Genomic DNA, 13322 nt, shown 5'->3' with positions numbered 1-13322 from the left:
TACCCGCTAAAAGCTATCTTTGCAGCCTATGTCTTACATTGCTATTACGATGCGCGCGGGTGCGGCACATACTGACCTGCTGATTGCACAATTATCTGAACTGAAGTACGAGGGGTTTGAAGAACAGCCAGACGCGCTCATTGCTTATATACCAGCCGTTGATTTTGATGAAACCGCACTGGAGGCCGAACTGGCGCCGCACGGTGTTACCTATACGAAAGAAACCATTGAACAAACAAACTGGAATGCCCTGTGGGAAAGCAATTTTGAGCCGGTACAGGTAGACGATTTTTGCGGTATCCGCGCAGATTTTCACCCACCGTTCCATCCGCAGCCTGCCTACGAGATTATTATTACGCCTAAAATGGCATTTGGTACGGGACATCACGCCACTACTGCTTCCATGATCAAACTGATGCAGGGACTGGAGATAAAAGGCAAAAGCGTGTTTGATTTTGGCACCGGCACCGGTATTCTGGCTATTCTGGCAGAAATGATGGGAGCCGCCACCAGCGATGCCATTGACTACGATGAATGGTCTGTGAACAATACCCTGGAGAACGTGGCCGCCAACGGAATGACTAAGGTAAAAGTATGGCAGGCCGACAAGCTTGATGCTATTACCGGAAAATATGATATATTGCTGGCGAATATCAACTACAACATTTTGTTGCAGTTTATGGGAGATATGAAAAACCTGGTGAAACCAGGGGGCAAACTATTACTGAGTGGCATTTTACCTACCGACGAAGAGAATATCGCTGCAGCTGCGGTTTCAAATGGATTTATCCAGGAAGGAAGAATAGAGAAAGACAACTGGCTGGCGCTTCAATTTTATGTACCGGAAGCGTAATAAATTAAAAATTACATATAAAAAGTGCTGACAATCCAACTTTTGTGTTACGATCTTTTCTAATATTCTCTCTATTTTAACACAGAATTTGTTATCTTAGCATTCCTAACTTGTAGTATGATAGAGATTTTATTGCTTATTGGTGCTTATCTGATCGGATCTGTTCCTACAGCTGTGTGGGTAAGTAAAGGTGTTTTTGGTATGGATATCAGGGAGTATGGCAGCGGCAACGCCGGTGCTACCAATACTTTCCGGGTACTCGGACCAAAGGCCGGGACTTTTGTAATGGTGGTAGACATGCTGAAAGGTGTGTTAGCAGTACGGTTATCCTATCTCGCTCCTTATTATCTTGATCCTGAACATCTTACTCAACTTGTGAACCTCCAGATAGGTCTGGGGCTCGCGGCAGTGGTAGGTCATATATTCCCGATCTGGGCCAATTTCAAAGGTGGTAAAGGTATTGCCACCCTGTTTGGACTGGTGCTGGCTATTCAGCCACTGGTAGCGTTGTGCTGTGTGGGTGTCTTTTTAATGATCCTGTTTTTAACCAGGTACGTATCATTAAGCTCCATTATCGCCAGCATCGCGTTTCCGATCCTGATCCTGTACATTTTTAATGAGCCGGAGATCTTTTACCGGATATTTGCCATCGCAGTGGCTTTAATGGTGGTATTAACCCACCAGAAAAACATCACCCGCCTGTTAAAAGGTGTGGAAAGTAAAGTGCCGTTGTTTAAGAACAAAAAGGACAAAAACTAGTCACAGTTATATAGTAAAAGCATGAAGCAGGAAGCAATGGCCATAAAATGTGCATGCTTTTTGCTTTGTGCTTTTTGCGTTTTACGCAAATTTTAAATTGATGCTCCCATGAAAAAGTATGTCTTATTCTTTACTGCAAGCCTTGCATTGGCGGCATGCGCCCGAGTTCCCATTACCGGCCGTAGTCAGCTCAACCTGGTTCCCGAAAGCACCATGCAATCTATGGCGCTGCAGCAGTACCAATCATTTTTATCAGAGAACAAAGTCGTAGCGCAGACTACCAACAAAGACGCTGAAATGGTAAAAAGAGTGGGTGCCCGTATTGCAGCTGCTGTTACCTCCTATATGAACCAGAATAATATGGGGAATGAGATCGCCAGCTATAAATGGGAGTTTAACCTGGTAGATAGCAAAGAAGTGAATGCCTGGTGTATGCCAGGAGGTAAAGTTGTAGTATATACCGGTTTATTGCCGGTTACCCAGAATGAAACCGCACTTGCCTGTGTAATGGGACATGAAATAGCGCATGCTATTGCCCGTCATGGTAACGAACGTATGAGCCAGGGACTGGTGATGCAGGGTATCCAGGTGGCAGGTGCAGTAGCATTGAATAAAAATCCTACAGCGGTGAATCTCTTTAACCAGGCCTTCGGCGTAGGTGGCAACTTAGGTACACTCGCCTTCTCCCGTGGTAATGAGCTGGAAGCCGATCACCTGGGTGTTATATTCATGGCCATGGCCGGTTATAACCCGCAGGAATCTATTCCTTTCTGGCAGCGTATGGCCAACATGAGTAATGGTCAGAAACCACCGGAATTTCTCAGCACGCACCCCAGCGATGCTACCCGTGTACAGAAGCTGCAGCAGCTGATGCCGGAAGCAATGAAGTATTACACGCCTGCAAAAGCATAACTGATTTATATAAAAGCAAAGGGGATCGTAATGATACATTACGATCCCCTTTGCTTTTATATCTGCCTATGCAGTTAATATCTCAATTACTTTTTTATTCTTCTGCACCTTCATCTTATCCGGTACATGTGCCAGGATTTCTTTTTTAAAGGCCTCAATCAGCGCCTGTTTAATGAAGTGACGATGCGTAACAAGACTGATTTCCCTTACCGGCTCAGGAGCTTTAAAATAGCGTACCATGTTCAGCTGACGGGAAGAGAGGTCCTGTAAAGACAACTCCGGCAATATTGTATAGCCTTCGTTAAGATCTACCATTCTTTTGAGTGTTTCCACGCTGCCGGTATTGTATTCAAGGTTCTTATTATCGCCCATGGTGAATTTATCTTTACAGATATTCAGCACCTGGTTGCGCATACAATGTCCTTCATTGAGGAGCCATACGTCTTTGATGTCCAGCTCTTCTGCCCTTACGATCTTCTTATCGTATAAGCTGTTGCTTTTGGCGGTGTATACTACAAACGACTCATAAAACAGCGGATGTTCTTCCAGGTGGGGATTATGCAGGGGAGTGGCCAGCAGTCCGCAGTCCAGCAGTTCCTGTTTCAGTTGCTGCATGATCTGTTCCGTGGGATACTCCCAGATTTCCAGTTTTACTTTCGGATATTTCTTCATGAAACCGGTCAGGATACGGGGAAGCAGGTAAGGCGCCAGTGTAGGAATGATCCCTACTTTCAGGTTGCCTTGTACTTCTTTCTTCTGGTCGGCGATGATTTCGCGGATGCGGGCATTTTCCTTGATAATGATCCTGGCCTGGGCTACCACAGAGATGCCTATTTCAGTAGGGACTACGGGTAATTTACTACGATCAAACAGTTTAATGCCTAATTCATCTTCCAGTTTCTGTATCTGCATACTCAGCGTTGGCTGGGTGACAAAGCATTTCTCTGCGGCCAGTACAAAACTTCTGTAGGTGTCTACCGCAACTATGTACTCCAATTGAACTGTCGTCATTTCCTCTAAGATTGTGATGGTAAAGGTATCAATAAAATCTATAGGACAGTGTTAAAAGATATAAAAGCAAAAAGCCGGCAGTAAATCACTGCCGGCTTTTTGCTTTATAAGTTGAAGTAGATTTAGAATATACGGTACCGGTATTTGATTTTTTCTGTATTGCTATACAGTTCCCGGATGTTGATAGAGGCCTGTATCTCGCCTACGGCTTCTGTTTTCAGGTTCCGGAATTCTGCCTGTTTGGTATCAATGATACTTTTATCGGCCAGTCCGTTGTCCTGCGCTATTTTCAGTGAATTATTCACTTTGGTGTAGTAAGAATCCAGCAGGGTAAAATATTCGTTATACAGGTTTTCGAATCGTTTGGTTTGAAGTACGAGATCTTCCAGCTGGTTATTCACTTCTTTCAGGGAAGAGTTTTCACGCAGCAGGGATTCATAGTCGATCCGTTTGCCTTTGGAATATTTTTCTTCCAGCTTGTTGAAGTAGTCTACTACTTTTTCTTTGCGGAAGTCGATGAAATATTCGTTCATGGTCTGGCTCAGGCTCTGATTACCTTTCTGTGGCGCCGGGAACTTCATGGAAGTAGCGGTAAACGACAGGTGATCGAAGAGGTTGTCCTGCAGGAGGCTGAGCTGATCTTTATTGAAGTTGAGACCATATTCGAATTTCTGGTTGGCATCATTTAATGCAGTATAATATACTACATATTTGTTGAGCTCTTTTTCGAAATCCTGTAATGACTTCTGATTGATCTGTTTGTTGTTCACACTCACACTATGCAGGAAGTTCATCACCGAGTTGGCGATGGCCAGCGGTGGTGTGAGGGAAGTAAAGCTCTGGAAAATAGGGCTGTTGATAATCGACTTGGTAGATTCTACAATTTTAGAATTCTTCTCGCCTTTATCTCCTTTATTTTTCAGTATAATTTTTTCTACCAGTTCTACAATGCGGTCACTTAGGGAGAACCCGAGCGCTTTACTTTCCGGGTTATTCAGGGAGGTGATAAATACATCGAGATTATTGGTAGTGGTACGTGATTTTAGATCTATTATTTTTTTGTTAAGCAGGTAATAGGTTTCGCTGGCATTGATAATATTATTCTTGATCAGGTCGTACTTGGTCATATTATCGAAGTCCTTTCCCTGAAGCAGTGCCTGGATGGCGTTGGAATTCTGTTTATCATTATCAGTAATGCGCTGTACTTCTTCCAATAGTTTGCGGATAGTGGTATCCTGGGTTTTGACAACAGGGGACACGGTGCTTTTGAGTTCCGGGTCTTGTGCATAGGCGGTCTGGAAAGTAAAAAGTAAAACAAGGGGAACTGGTAGCACTTTTATCCATCCTGAGGTCAGGAATTTTTGAGCCAGGTGTACTAACGGTAATGACTCATCGGGCTTGTTAGTCAAGCGTTTATCATGCATCATCTCCGTTGGTAGGTGTTTTAACATGTTGTTTTTGCTTTTTGTTAACAAAAATTTAAGAAAATATGATGCCAAAAACATCATCACACAAAGATAAATAATTAATAACAGTTAAAATTAAATCATGATAGGTGGTGTTGAATTACATTTCCCGGATATATTTTGAATTATCAGCAGGTGGGTTACCTTTGCTGCCAAATTTGATCCACTTTCATGCTTAATAACAAAAAGATTGTGGTTGTATTACCGGCCTACAACGCAGCACTTACGCTGGAAAAAACATTCCGGGAGATTCCATTTGACATAGTTGATGAGGTAGTACTGGTAGATGATGCCAGTAAAGACGACACCCTTGCCGTTGGCAGGCAGCTTGGTATTCAGCACCTGATCCGTCATGACAAGAACAAAGGTTATGGCGGTAACCAGAAATCCTGCTACAACAAGGCGCTGGAGCTGGGAGCTGATATTGTGGTGATGCTCCATCCCGACTACCAGTACACGCCCAAGCTCATTGTAGCGATGTGCAGTATTATTGCCAATGATGTGTACCCGGTGGTATTCGGGTCCAGGATCCTCGGAAAGGGCGCCCTTAAAGGGGGAATGCCGATGTATAAGTACATATTTAATCGTTTTTTAACACTGACACAAAACATCCTGATCGGTCAGAAGCTGAGTGAATATCATACCGGTTACCGGACTTTCTCTGCGGATGTGTTGCGTAATATCAACTATATGGCTGATAATGACGATTTTGTGTTTGATAATGAAATGGTTTCGCAGATATTTATGAAAGGATACGATATTGCAGAAATTACCTGTCCTACTAAATATTTCGATGAAGCCTCCAGTATTAACTTCAAGCGCAGCGCCATTTACGGTCTGGGCGTATTGAGAGTATCCCTGCAGCATCGTTTGCATATGTGGGGCATCGTAAAAGGAAAGATCTATTAAAATTAATTATAGCAGTGGGTTTAGCGCAACAGTACAATTTAGCCGGAAAGTACCTTAAATATTATTTTACATCAGGCAATCGCCATGATGTGCATTCTCCTTTCGTGTTTTCACTGATAGAGGATGTATTGCTGGATAAAAAGCAGCATCCTGCTTTCCGGGAAATAGAACAGTTGCGCAAAGAACTGCTGCAGAGCGATGAAACGCTCCAGGTCACCGACCTGGGCGCAGGGTCTCTGATATCGGCCGGTAAGGAACGCCGCGTGAGGGATATTACCCGTTATGCGGCCAAACAGCCCAAATTCGGGCAGTTATTCTACCGGCTGATACAATACCTCCAGCCGGTAAGGATCCTCGAACTGGGGACTTCTATGGGCCTTTCCACTGCATATATGGCCAAAGCGGCTCCTAATGCCCGCATTTATACCATTGAAGGGTGTCCTAACATAGCTGCCCGGGCCGCTAAAAATTTTGAATCCCTGGGCATCCGTAATATCACCCAGGTAACCGGCAACTTCGACACCGTGCTGCCGGATGTACTCAAACAGATGCAGTTACCCGACTGGGTGTACATAGACGGGAACCACCGGAAGGATCCGACGCTCGCTTACTTTCAGCAGTGCCTGCAGTTTGCAGATGAGTACTCCGTTTTCATCTTTGACGATATCCACTGGACGCCTGATATGGAAGCCGCCTGGCATACCATCCAGGAGCATCCGCAGGTGACCATGACCATCGACCTGTTTTTTATCGGGCTGGTATTTTTCCGGAAAGATTTTAAAGTGAAACAGCATTTCACCCTGAAATACTGAATTCCCGGTAGTATATTAGGGATAAAATCCCCCGTTATGCGTTACCTGACACTTTTTTTCCTGGGTTGTTTGCTGATAGCCGGAACGGCTGCAGTGGCACAGGATTATTCCGAGTATAGTTACGAATCGTTTAGCCGTAAGGGTGACCAGCTGAGGTACCGTCTCCTCCCACCGGCGAATTACGACATTCATAAAAAGTATCCCCTGATCGTTTTCCTGCATGGCTCCGGTGAAAGAGGCAGCGATAACAACGCACAGCTGCTGCATGGCGGCAGTATGTTCCTGCGCGATACCATCCGGGCCAATTACCCCGCTTTCGTATTGTTTCCGCAATGCCCGGATAACCAGACCTGGGCGCCCATGAAATTTGAACGGGATACCAGCGGTAAAGTTATAAGGGGGGAATTCCCGCTGGATGGCAATCCTACGCCGCCTACCGCTTTATTGAATCAATTACTGGACAGCCTGCTGGCCAGCGGAAAAATTGATACGAAACGCGTATACCTGGGCGGCCTGTCGCTCGGTGGTATGGGTACGTTTTACCTCATCACCAAACGCCCTAACCTCTTTGCTGCGGCGTTCCCGATCTGTGGCGCCGGCAACGTGGAAGCAGCGGGCAATTTCGCAAAGAAAGTACCGGTGTGGATCTTCCACGGGGGCGATGACCAGGTAGTACCGGTGCAGTCATCCCGGGCCTATGATGCCAAACTGAAGGCATTGGGTGCAGACGAAAAATATACAGAATACCCCGGTGTTGGGCACAACAGCTGGGATAATGCATTTGTAGAACCAGGCCTGTTGCCCTGGTTGTTCCAGCATCGTAAGAAATAGGGCAGGTGTGGTCTTACCCGGTGAGCTCCGGGTAAGACCATCTTCCTTTTAATTCCCTCCCAACGCGCGGTACAGTGATACCATTCCCTGGTATACATTCCGGCGTGTGGTCACTAAAGCCAGTTCCGCTTCCAGCACATTCTTCTGGGCGGTAATTACTTCCAGGTAATTGGCATATCCTGTAGTGAAAAGAAGATTTGCCGTAGACACGGCCTCCTGTAACACCAATACCTCTTTATTTTTCAGCGTATAGGCTTCCCGTTGGTTTTCTACTTTATTCAAAGCAGAAGCTACTTCCTGGTAGCCATTAACCAATGCCTGCTGGTAACCGTAAAATGCCGTATAGGCGTTGGCGGTACTGATGTTGTATTGTGCCCTGATCTGTTTTTTATTGAAGATGGGAGCCGTTAAGTTGCCCACTGCGCCCCAGGCAATGGATGCGGGCGATTGAAACAGCAACCCTGCTTTGAAGGCATTGAAGCCTGCATAGGGCGTAATGGTGAGTCCCGGCAGGAAGGCGGCCCTGGCGGCCTTTACATCGGCTTTGGAAGCGGCCAGTTCCAGTTCTGCCTGTTGTACATCCGGACGTTGCAGCAGCAGGCTGCCCGGAATGCCTTTCTGCACTGCATCAGGAAGGGCCTGTGCATCTTTTGCCACCGTACGTACAATGGGCTGGGGGAATCTTCCTAAAAGCGCATTCAGCTGATTTTCCAGCGAAGCGATTTCCTGTTTTACGCCAAAAGCCAGCGCCTGTGTACTCAGCAACTGTGCGGTAAACTGTTGTACGGCCAATTCTGTAGCGCGCCCGCCGGCTTTCTGGATATGTACCGTCGCTACCGCAGTTTCCTGCAATCCGATATTCCGTTGGATGATAGCCAGCTCATTGTCCATGGCTGTCAGCTCATAATACAGACCGGTAACACCCGCCACAATCTGTGTGGTGAGCAGTCGGCGGCCCTGTTCACTGGCCAGGAAACGGGCATAGGTAGCCTGCCGCTGACTTTTCAGTTTTCCCCAGAGATCTATCTCCCAACTGCTTCTCAGGCCCGCAAAATACTCCGGGGTAGGCCCGGGAATGCGCTGGTCCTTGCTGATATTGGGCGACAGGTTGGTATCGTAATTTCCAACCCCGTTTAAAGAGTAGTCTGAATACTTATCCACACCAGCCGACAGCGACAGGTTCAGGCTGGGCAACCAGGCATTTTTTGCCATCATGAGATTGGCCTGCGCCGTGGCTACCCGCTGTGCAGCGGATAACAGGTCGTAGTTGTTGCGCAAGGCCGTGTCAATGAGACTACGCAGGTTCGGATCATTAAATACCTGTGTGAAATTGGCCAGCGAGAGGGTATCATTATTATTTGCCGGTACAACGGGAACGGGTACACGTTCCGGAAGCGCCAGTTCTTTCTGCGTGCTGCAGGCCACTGTAATAGTGGCCATGGCAGCATACAATGCGTATGAAGAGAAATATTTATTCATTGGTGTAAGCTTTTATTTCAACGGATTTTTTCCTGATCATGGAGGCAAACAACACATATAACCCGGGTATGATCAGTACGCCGAAGATGGTTCCGATCAGCATACCACCGGCGGCGGCAGTACCGATGGAACGGTTGCCCATGGCTCCCGCACCGGAGGCGATACACAATGGTATCAGACCGGCAATGAAGGCAAAGGAAGTCATGAGGATGGGTCGCAGCCTGGATACCGCGCCTTCTTTGGCAGCTTCGAATACCGTAGCCCCGTGCTTATTGCGCAGGATGGCAAATTCCACGATGAGGATCGCGTTTTTACCCAGCAACCCGATCAGCATCACCAGGGCTACCTGTGCGTAGATATTGTTTTCCAGTCCCAGTAATTTCAGTGATAAAAAGGCACCGAAAATACCGGCAGGCAGCGACAGCAGCACCGGCAAAGGCAGCAGGAAGCTTTCGTACTGGGCGGCCAGCAGCAGGTATACGAAAATGAGTACAATGATGAAAATATAGATGGCCTGGTTACCGGAAAGGATCTGTTCCCGGGTCATACCACTCCACTCGTAGCTATAGCCTCTTGGTAGTTCCTTTGCCGCGACTTCCTGCACGGCAGCAATGGCCTGGCTGCTGCTGAACCCGGGTTTGGCATCGCCATTGATCATGGCGGCCGTGTACATGTTATAGCGGGTCAGTTGTTCCGGTCCGTATACACGTTCCAGTTTCACGAAGTCGGAGTACGACACCATTTCACCCCGGTCATTTTTTACGTGCAGCCGTAGCAGGTCGTCCGGTTTGGTACGATACGACGGATCTGCCTGTACCATTACCTTATACATCTGTCCGAAGCGGATGAAGTTGGACGCATAGAAGCTACCCATCAGTGTTTGCAGGTTACTCATCGCATTTTCAATGCTCACTCCTTTCTTGGCTGCCATGGCCTGGTCTACATGGATCAGGTACTGTGGGAATTCCGCATCAAAGCTGGTAAAGGCACTACCTATTTCCGGCCGTTTTTTCAGCGCATCGATAAACTGGTTGGTGATCTGGGCCGTCTGACGGAGATCGCCGCTACCGCTTCTATCGAGCAGTCGCAGTTCAAAGCCGCTGGAGTTACCAAAACCGGGAACGGTGGGCGGCGGGAAAAATTCAATGCTGGCATCTGCAATACCGGCGGTTTTCTTTTGCAGTATTTCGATGATGTCCTGTACGGAGGCCTTGCGGTCGTCCCACGGTTTCAGGTTCACCATGCCCATACCGTAGGAAGCGCCGGCTACTTCATTCACAAGACTGTAGCCTGCCAGTGTAGATACGGACTCCACTTCGTCCAGTTCATCGGCAATGGCCTGTACCTGGTCCAGTATGGCTTCGGTACGTTCCACGGTAGCGCCTGGAGGCGTGGTTACGTTTACATAAATCATTCCCTGGTCTTCCGTAGGAATAAAGCCCGAAGGGAGGATGGCCGTGATGCCCCAGGTGGCCACGAAGAAGAACACCAGGCAGGCGAGGGTGATCAGTCTTCTGCCGGCAATGAAGCTGATGAATTTCGCATATTTATTTTCGGTAGCAGTGTATCCTTTGTTGAAACCATTGAAGAAGCGCTGCAGCAGGTTCTTTTTACGGGGTTTACCATGCGTATCTTTCAGCATGATGGCACAGAGTGCAGGCGTTAACGTTACAGCGTTCACACCGGAAATAACAATGGAAATAGCCAGTGTAAGAGAGAACTGCCGGTAGAATACACCTACCGGGCCGGATAGGAAAGCCACCGGGATAAACACGGCAGACATCACGAGTGTGATAGCCACCAGTGCGCCGCTGATCTCTTTCATCGCCGCCAGTGTGGCTTCCATAGGCGGGAGGTGTTCTTCGCTCATTTTTACATGAACGGCCTCCACCACCACAATGGCATTATCTACCACAATACCGATAGCCAGTACCAGTGCAAAAAGGGTGAGGAGGTTGATGGAAAAGCCCATCATCTGCATAAAGCCGAGGGTACCTATCAGCGCTACCGGTACTGCCAGTGCGGGAATGAGGGTAGACCGGAAATCCTGCAGGAAGATGAATACCACGATGAATACCAGGATAAACGCTTCAAAAAGCGTTTTCACTACCTCGTGGATAGACGCATCGAGGAAGCGGGATACATCGTAGTTGAAGTTAAAGGTCATGCCCGGCGGGAACGACGATTGCTTCATTTCTTCCATTTTTGCCTTCACATTGTTAATCACCTCGCGGGCATTAGAGCCAGGGCGCTGTTTGAGCATGATGGACGCAGAAGGCTTGCCGTCTGTTTTAGACACCATGCTGTAAGTGAGGGAGCCGAATTCTACATGGGCCACATCTTTCAGGTGCAGTACGGCGCCATCCTGGTCGGCCCGCAATACGATCTGCTGGTATTGCTCCGGTTCAAAGAATTTGCCGGTATAGCGCAATACATACTGCAGCATATGCGGATCTTTATCGGAGCTTTCCCCTGTTTTACCGGGTGCGGCTTCTATATTCTGTTTGCGGATCGCCTGGATCACTTCTTCCGCAGAAACGTTGTACGCCAGCATACGATCGGGTTTCAGCCAAACGCGCATAGCGTATTCCTTGGCGCCCATGATTTCAGCACGCCCTACACCGTCGATACGTTTCAGTTCCTGGAGTACATTGATATCGGCGAAGTTGTAGATGAACTGTTCGTCGAGGGTGGAGTCTTCACTCATCACATTGAGATAAAGCAGCATGCTGTTTACCTCTTTCTCGGTAGTCACCCCGGCTTTGATTACCTCTTCGGGCAATTCATCGATGATGGTGGCTACGCGGTTCTGAACGTTTACTGCGGCCTGATCGGGATCTGTACCTACCTGGAAGAATACCTGGATCACGGTGATCCCGTCGTTACTGGATACGGAAGACATATACGTCATGCCGGGCACACCGTTGATGGCTCTTTCCAGTGGAGTAGATACTGCTTTGGCAGATACTTCTGCGTTGGCGCCGGTATATTTAGCCGTTACCGTTACCGAGGGCGGTACGATATCGGGGAATTGCGTCACAGGTAGGGAAAATAGCGCGAGCAGGCCTACCAGTGTGATAATAAGCGATATGACCAGTGACAGCACTGGTCTTTTTATGAAAGTTTCAAACATTGTTCCGTGGTTTCAGCGCAAAAAGCGATGTGATTATAAACTGAGTAAACTATCCATGGGCACGCCGCGTGGTGAAATCTGGATTCCATCACGGATGTTGCGTACGCCTTCACATACAATCCGTTCTCCGGGCTTAAGACCGGTTTGAACGATGTAGAAATGTGCAAAGCGGGCCTGTGGCGTAAAGTTTCTCATCTTCACTTTATTGGCGCCATCCACTACGAATACATAGTTTTTGTCCTGCATTTCAAACACCGCTTTTTGCGGAATGATAACCGCGCTGTCTATTTCGGTAGTGAGTCTTACTTTGCCGCTGGCATTATGTTTCAGCAGTTTGGACGGGTTGGGGAAGCGGGCACGGAAAGCGATGGAGCCGGTGTTTTCTTCGAATTCACCTTCCATGGTTTCTATTTTCCCGGTGTGTGCATAATCTGTTCCGTCGGCCAGTACCAGGGCTACCTTCTGATAGCTTTTATCGCCTTTTGCCAGTGCTTTGTTATACTGGAGATACTCTGTTTCCGATACATTGAAATACGCATAGATATCGCGTGTATCCGATACCGTAGTAAGCAGGGTGCCTTCGCTGATCAGGCTGCCTTTCTTTAAGGGAATACGGTCTATGATACCATCGAATGGGGCATGGATACTGGTAAAAGACAGGCGCATTTCCGCATTGGAGGTGGCAGAGCGGGCTTCTTCTATTTTGGCCTGTGCAGCGGCGAGTTTGGCTTTGGCTACTTCCAGTTCAGAAGGCGCCACTACTTTTTTATCAACCAGTAATGTAACGCGGTCGAGTTCGAGTGCGGCTGCTTTGCTTTCGGCGATCACGCTGCTGAGTGCGGCTTTAGCCCTGGCCAGTTCGGCGCGGTATTCCGCATCACTGATCCCAAACAGCAATTGTCCTTTCTTTACTTCCTGTCCTTCGTCGATGTATATTTTATCTAAAAACCCATTTACACGGGCGCGTATTTCCACATTTTGTACAGCCTGTATATCCGTTACATAGGAACGGTGCAGGAGTGTATCTTTTGTTACCAGGGTGGTAACGGGTAAGCTTTTCAGTTCCTCTTTATTGGTACTTTCTCCTTTAGTGGCGCAACCGGCCATGAAGAGAGCGATCAGCGATGTTAAGATCCCTGTATATTGATGCATAGCAA

General features: G+C 47.7%; 11 protein-coding genes. 6 read left to right on the top strand and 5 right to left on the bottom strand.

The genetic code is table 11. The features are described 5' to 3' along the window. Positions 1–28: 28 nt before the first annotated feature. The 3 genes from prmA to BMW79_RS30090 all read left to right on the top strand — a co-directional run bounded on the left by prmA (position 29) and on the right by BMW79_RS30090 (position 2524). Positions 29–853 (top strand): 50S ribosomal protein L11 methyltransferase, encoded by an 825-nt coding sequence (prmA, locus tag BMW79_RS30100; RefSeq protein WP_089902241.1) that lies wholly within the window; start codon positions 29–31, stop codon positions 851–853. 117 nt (positions 854–970) lie between these two features. Further along, the gene (gene plsY, locus BMW79_RS30095) at positions 971–1612 is read left to right on the top strand and encodes a glycerol-3-phosphate 1-O-acyltransferase PlsY (protein WP_089902238.1); all 642 of its coding nucleotides are present in this window, start codon (positions 971–973) and stop codon (positions 1610–1612) included. A 108-nt stretch (positions 1613–1720) separates the two neighbouring features. After that, the gene (locus BMW79_RS30090; RefSeq protein ID WP_089902236.1) at positions 1721–2524 is read left to right on the top strand and encodes a M48 family metallopeptidase; all 804 of its coding nucleotides are present in this window, start codon (positions 1721–1723) and stop codon (positions 2522–2524) included. Positions 2525–2590: 66 nt separating this feature from the next. On the opposite strand, the gene BMW79_RS30085 is transcribed toward BMW79_RS30090, so the two are convergent. Both BMW79_RS30085 and BMW79_RS30080 read right to left on the bottom strand, forming a co-directional pair. After that, entirely contained in the window at positions 2591–3535 is a 945-nt protein-coding gene (locus tag BMW79_RS30085; RefSeq protein ID WP_089902233.1) for a hydrogen peroxide-inducible genes activator, read from the bottom strand. Positions 3536–3657: 122 nt separating this feature from the next. Then, entirely contained in the window at positions 3658–4986 is a 1329-nt protein-coding gene (locus tag BMW79_RS30080) for a hypothetical protein (protein WP_143059301.1), read from the bottom strand. Between the two features lie 186 nt (positions 4987–5172). Between BMW79_RS30080 and BMW79_RS30075 the strand changes: the two genes are divergently transcribed. The 3 genes from BMW79_RS30075 (at position 5173) to BMW79_RS30065 (ending at position 7553) form a co-directional block, all read left to right on the top strand. Then, positions 5173–5910, top strand: coding sequence for a glycosyltransferase family 2 protein (locus tag BMW79_RS30075; protein WP_089902229.1), 738 nt, complete (start codon positions 5173–5175; stop codon positions 5908–5910). 89 nt (positions 5911–5999) lie between these two features. Next, positions 6000–6722 (top strand): O-methyltransferase, encoded by a 723-nt coding sequence (locus BMW79_RS30070; protein ID WP_245752732.1) that lies wholly within the window; start codon positions 6000–6002, stop codon positions 6720–6722. A gap of 36 nt (positions 6723–6758) precedes the next feature. Then, positions 6759–7553 (top strand): carboxylesterase family protein, encoded by a 795-nt coding sequence (locus BMW79_RS30065; RefSeq protein WP_089902224.1) that lies wholly within the window; start codon positions 6759–6761, stop codon positions 7551–7553. 48 nt (positions 7554–7601) lie between these two features. Here BMW79_RS30065 and BMW79_RS30060 read toward each other — a convergent pair whose 3' ends face one another. From BMW79_RS30060 to BMW79_RS30050, 3 genes are read right to left on the bottom strand one after another with little or no spacing between them, the layout of a single operon-like run. After that, positions 7602–9032, bottom strand: coding sequence for an efflux transporter outer membrane subunit (locus BMW79_RS30060; RefSeq protein ID WP_089902221.1), 1431 nt, complete (start codon positions 9030–9032; stop codon positions 7602–7604). Beyond that, positions 9025–12165, bottom strand: coding sequence for an efflux RND transporter permease subunit (locus tag BMW79_RS30055; protein WP_089902217.1), 3141 nt, complete (start codon positions 12163–12165; stop codon positions 9025–9027). The genes BMW79_RS30060 and BMW79_RS30055 overlap by 8 nt, the downstream gene beginning before the upstream one ends. Positions 12166–12198: 33 nt before the next feature. Next, positions 12199–13317 carry an efflux RND transporter periplasmic adaptor subunit gene (locus BMW79_RS30050; RefSeq protein ID WP_089902215.1) on the bottom strand — a complete coding sequence of 373 codons (1119 nt, stop codon included), beginning with the start codon at positions 13315–13317 and terminating at the stop codon, positions 12199–12201. Positions 13318–13322: the final 5 nt, after the last annotated feature.

Origin of the sequence: Chitinophaga arvensicola (genome assembly GCF_900110835.1) — a bacterium.
Lineage (GTDB): Bacteria > Bacteroidota > Bacteroidia > Chitinophagales > Chitinophagaceae > Chitinophaga > Chitinophaga arvensicola.
Note: the sequence above shows the minus strand (reverse complement) of the source record. Positions and strands in the feature narration are given on the sequence as shown.

Excerpts from the sequence above, each read along its gene's own strand:
- prmA (WP_089902241.1), top strand. The coding sequence starts at position 29 with ATGTCTTACATTGCTATTACGATGCGCGCGGGTGCGGCACATACTGAC.
- plsY (WP_089902238.1), top strand. The coding sequence starts at position 971 with ATGATAGAGATTTTATTGCTTATTGGTGCTTATCTGATCGGATCTGTT.
- BMW79_RS30090 (WP_089902236.1), top strand. The coding sequence starts at position 1,721 with ATGAAAAAGTATGTCTTATTCTTTACTGCAAGCCTTGCATTGGCGGCA.
- BMW79_RS30085 (WP_089902233.1), bottom strand. The coding sequence starts at position 3,535 with ATGACGACAGTTCAATTGGAGTACATAGTTGCGGTAGACACCTACAGA.
- BMW79_RS30080 (WP_143059301.1), bottom strand. The coding sequence starts at position 4,986 with ATGTTAAAACACCTACCAACGGAGATGATGCATGATAAACGCTTGACT.
- BMW79_RS30075 (WP_089902229.1), top strand. The coding sequence starts at position 5,173 with ATGCTTAATAACAAAAAGATTGTGGTTGTATTACCGGCCTACAACGCA.
- BMW79_RS30065 (WP_089902224.1), top strand. The coding sequence starts at position 6,759 with ATGCGTTACCTGACACTTTTTTTCCTGGGTTGTTTGCTGATAGCCGGA.
- BMW79_RS30060 (WP_089902221.1), bottom strand. The coding sequence starts at position 9,032 with ATGAATAAATATTTCTCTTCATACGCATTGTATGCTGCCATGGCCACT.
- BMW79_RS30055 (WP_089902217.1), bottom strand. The coding sequence starts at position 12,165 with ATGTTTGAAACTTTCATAAAAAGACCAGTGCTGTCACTGGTCATATCG.
- BMW79_RS30050 (WP_089902215.1), bottom strand. The coding sequence starts at position 13,317 with ATGCATCAATATACAGGGATCTTAACATCGCTGATCGCTCTCTTCATG.